Below are 3865 nucleotides of genomic sequence, written 5' to 3' on the forward strand. Positions count from 1 at the left end.
CCAAATTACTTTTAACCGACGATGGTGCACGTTTTGGCTCGAAGCCCGTCAAAGGGGATAATTCTGGTTTAATGACTAGAAGTAATTTGGTTTAATCCTGCAGATGAGAACACCTTGCTTTAAGGACGATAGTGCGAAGCACGTAGTAATTAAAGTTCGCCTTTGGCGAATGTGTTCTCATCGTGTTCGTGTATGAGTAGTAGCGGATTACATACGGCTAATATTCAATTATAAAAATAATATAATTAAAATAAAAAACGGTTTAAGTTTTTACCTAAACCGCTATTACTTATACACATTGTTGGCAATAGTTATTCGACGCTTACTTGATTCCAAATACCAGTTGCAGCAGTTTGTCTAGCATAGGTTTCAAAATCTTTAGCCGGTCTGCCTAACACTTTGGCGACATCATTTGAAACTTCTTGGTTATCAGGGTTTCCTAATACTTCTTGGAATAAATACCCAAAGAGCCACACATAAGAGTCTGGTAATCCTGCCTTTCTCATACCATCTTTGAATTCATCAATTGAAATAGGCACAAATTGTATGTGTTTATTAGAAGCTTCCGCCATAATCTCGACTACTTCTTTAAAGGTTCTTTTTTGGGGTCCAGTGACTGTAATTGTTTGTCCATTATATGAATCATCGATTAGCACTTTAGATACAACATCGGCAATATCATCGGCGTCTACAAATGGAATTTCTGCTTCAGGCATTGGTAATGCAACTACACCATCCAAGACGAAATCTAAAAATGCACCTTCACTAAAGTTTTGATTAAACCAAGAAGCTCTCACCAAAGTGTAATTTAAACCTGAATTAGCTACGATGTCCTCACAAGCTTCAGCTTCAGTTTCTCCTTTTCCAGAAAGCAATACTACTTTTTCTAATCCAGCTTCTAAGGCTTTTTTAGTAAGTGTTGTAATGGCATTTCTAGAACCTGGAACCGCCAAATCTGGATAGTATACAATGTAAGCTCTATCCATATCTTTTAAAGCTGCACCATAGGTGTCTGGATTTTCCCAGTCAAAAGCTGGTTCTGTTTTTCGTCCAACAACTCTTATGTTGTGACCTAATTGTGTTAAATTTTTTGCAACTCGGCGACCCGTTTTTCCAGTCCCTCCGATAATTAAAATGTTCTCTGTTTTCATGTTTTCTGTTTTTAAAGTTTATAATTATTATATGATTGAATTGAGATTTAAGTGTTGTTTGAAAAGTTGAACCTTTTGATTCAGCTCTTCTTTTAATTCTGTGTTTGAAATATCATTGTCTAAGAAATTATCAAAGAAACTAGGCAAGGAATAGTCTGCAACGATATTAGCCCCTAAAAATGGAAAATAGCTTACCGCTGCTTTTAAAACAGTAGCTCCACCGCGACCACCAGGTGAGGTTGCCATTAAGAAGGTGGGTTTGTCTCGCCATACTTTTACATTAGCACGAGACAACCAGTCTAAGGTGTTTTTAAATACTGCTGTGTATGTTCCGTTATGTTCTGCCAGCGCTATTATAAATGCATCAGCGTTATCTAATAACTCATTGAGTTTTTTTACGGCTGTTGGTATGCCATTTTCAATTTCATAATCGACTCCATACATTGGTAGGACATAATCGTTTAAGTCGATTGAAATGATTTCTACATTTTCTAATAAGTTGGAAGTATATAACAACAAACTTTTGTTGATAGAGTTCTGACTATTGCTTCCTGCGATTGTGATTATTTTTTTCATGATTTTTAAGATTTTAAATTGATTGTTCGTTTTTTGATTGATGAGTTGTCTTATTTTGAATAGAGCATTCCTATAACTAAGAGCACAAAAGCGCTAAATGATGACAGGGTTCTGATGAGATGCCATTGGTTCCAAGGTTGCTCAAATTTGTCCCTAAGCTCTTGTAATTCTACTTTCGAGAGTAATTCCAGATTCGATTTGTCTAATACTTCGTTTAAAGGCACATTACCGAAAATGGTCACTAAACCAATTCCAACAAAGAAGAGTAGTGCTGCAATTAGAAATAGCCAAAAGCAAGTGTTGTTTCCCTTAAATAAATAAGTGTTAAGAAAGAGTAGTAGAACCGGTCCAAAAAATACAATCATAAATTTGCCATTAATGATTGCCCTATTCATGGCTTGAAAAGCTTTTAAAAAGCTTAGGTTGTCTAGTCGTCCAATTCCTGGTGTTACAGCATTAGACCAAGTAAAACATAGTCCAGCTGTTAGACCAGTAAATAGTATACCTGTCATTAGTACAATAAATTTTAATTTAAATTCCATTGGTTGAAGTTTTAGTGGATGATATCCAGGTTAATAAATCTTGATACTCTTTAGAAGTGAGCTTTATTTTTTTGCCTTTAGGCATGCGTTTCTTTACAAAGACTTGCGTGTAAATATCATTAGCCCAAGTATTCATATTTTCTGTTGTGAATACACGTCTTTTGTTGCGTTTACGATGACAAACGTTGCATTTGTTGTTTAGGATTTGAAAGGCTTCTGGTTTTGACTCTTTTATTCCATTGCGAGAAACATAAACTTCTGTCCATTCACTAGACTCGCGAATGGGCTCATAAGTATTTGTTGAATTAGCTAGAAGCGCTATACTAATTCCGATTAAAAATTTTACTAGTGTTACCATCATTAAATTGTATTAATTAATTTGATGGTACAAAGGTGCAAAGTGTTCAAAAGGAATTTTTGACACTTAAAGACAACGTTTTGACATTTTACGCCAAAAGGCTAATTTTAGATAGATTTTCTAAATTCGGAAGGTGTTTGGTTAGTCCATTTCTTAAAAGCACGATTGAATGCACTTTGCTCGGAAAAACCTGTTAAGAAGGCAATTTCGCCTACGCTTTGCATAGTATTGCGAAGCATATCTTTTGCAATAGATTCTTGTGTTTTTTTAATTAAGTCTCGATAGGTTACGCCAGTTTCAGACAGTCTTCTTGTTAGTGTTCGGTTGCTCATAGCCGTAAGGTCAGCAATATAATGAATACTAGGAATACCTGTCGGTAGCGCGTCTTTAATTAGGGATTCAACGTCGCGCACAAATTTTGAACCTGGAATTTTAATGCCCTTAGTTTTTTCATCCACTTGTTTTAATAAATAACTATTAATACTGGCATCAGCTTTGGACGTTCTTAAATTCAGGTCATTTGTTTTATAGCTTATCGCATATTGAGGTTGGTTAAATAAGATGGGACAATTAAATGCTTTATCAAAGCTGGATAAGTCATTTGGTGCACTGTGCTTAAAACTGACTTGAGTTGGTGCTATTTTCTGCTCAGACATAGCTTGCAATACTACAACCGTAGCAGAAAGACTAGCTTCTGTGGATAATTCCATGCCTCTTCTAAGTGCTTCCCTATGAAGAATAACATGAGAGACATCACCTTTTTTTTGAATTTGCCATACAAAAGTGTTGGATAATAGTTTAAAAAAACGTTCACTCCGCTCAAAAATTTCGCCTACCCTTGAGCAGGTACGCCAAGATAAACCTAACACGCCATAATCTTCAATAATCATTTGCTGTCCAACACGTACACCAAAACCAGGACCTAATCTATCATCAAGTAATTCGTGTGCGGTTAAAAACTCCTCAGCAGAAATAACCTCTAATTTTTTAGCTTCCTCCAAAGATGTTGTCCAATCTGCAAAATCTTCATGATTCATGCCTTCTGCTATGGCGCAGTTAAGCATTTTTACGTATAGATTTGCAGAGAAGTATTTCATTTTTTTACAAGCATATTATTTTAGATTCTCTGTTTCTTTTAATTATTGCCAACTGCAGGGTTAAACGTAGTTCTGCTTTGAGAATGAAAAGATAATAAATTCTTAAACAATAATTAGAGAAGGCGACTTCCTTATAATCTC

5 protein-coding genes are annotated in these 3865 nt (G+C 35.4%); all 5 read right to left on the bottom strand.

Going from position 1 to position 3865, the window contains the following annotated elements:
* Positions 1-311: 311 nt before the first annotated feature.
* The 5 genes from J4050_RS14970 to J4050_RS14990 all read right to left on the bottom strand — a co-directional run bounded on the left by J4050_RS14970 (position 312) and on the right by J4050_RS14990 (position 3724).
* Positions 312-1151 (bottom strand): NmrA family NAD(P)-binding protein, encoded by an 840-nt coding sequence (locus tag J4050_RS14970; protein WP_208155427.1) that lies wholly within the window; start codon positions 1149-1151, stop codon positions 312-314.
* A gap of 27 nt (positions 1152-1178) precedes the next feature.
* Positions 1179-1727 (bottom strand): NADPH-dependent FMN reductase, encoded by a 549-nt coding sequence (locus J4050_RS14975; protein WP_208155428.1) that lies wholly within the window; start codon positions 1725-1727, stop codon positions 1179-1181.
* A 50-nt stretch (positions 1728-1777) separates the two neighbouring features.
* On the bottom strand, positions 1778-2269 hold the full coding sequence (locus tag J4050_RS14980) for an anthrone oxygenase family protein (RefSeq protein ID WP_208155429.1): 492 nt from the start codon (positions 2267-2269) through the stop codon (positions 1778-1780).
* On the bottom strand, positions 2259-2630 hold the full coding sequence (locus J4050_RS14985; protein WP_208155430.1) for a hypothetical protein: 372 nt from the start codon (positions 2628-2630) through the stop codon (positions 2259-2261). Before J4050_RS14985 ends, J4050_RS14980 begins: the two co-directional genes overlap by 11 nt.
* A gap of 104 nt (positions 2631-2734) precedes the next feature.
* Positions 2735-3724 (bottom strand): AraC family transcriptional regulator, encoded by a 990-nt coding sequence (locus J4050_RS14990; RefSeq protein ID WP_208155431.1) that lies wholly within the window; start codon positions 3722-3724, stop codon positions 2735-2737.
* Positions 3725-3865: the final 141 nt, after the last annotated feature.

The organism is Winogradskyella pelagia (genome assembly GCF_017581965.1).
Lineage (GTDB): Bacteria > Bacteroidota > Bacteroidia > Flavobacteriales > Flavobacteriaceae > Winogradskyella > Winogradskyella pelagia.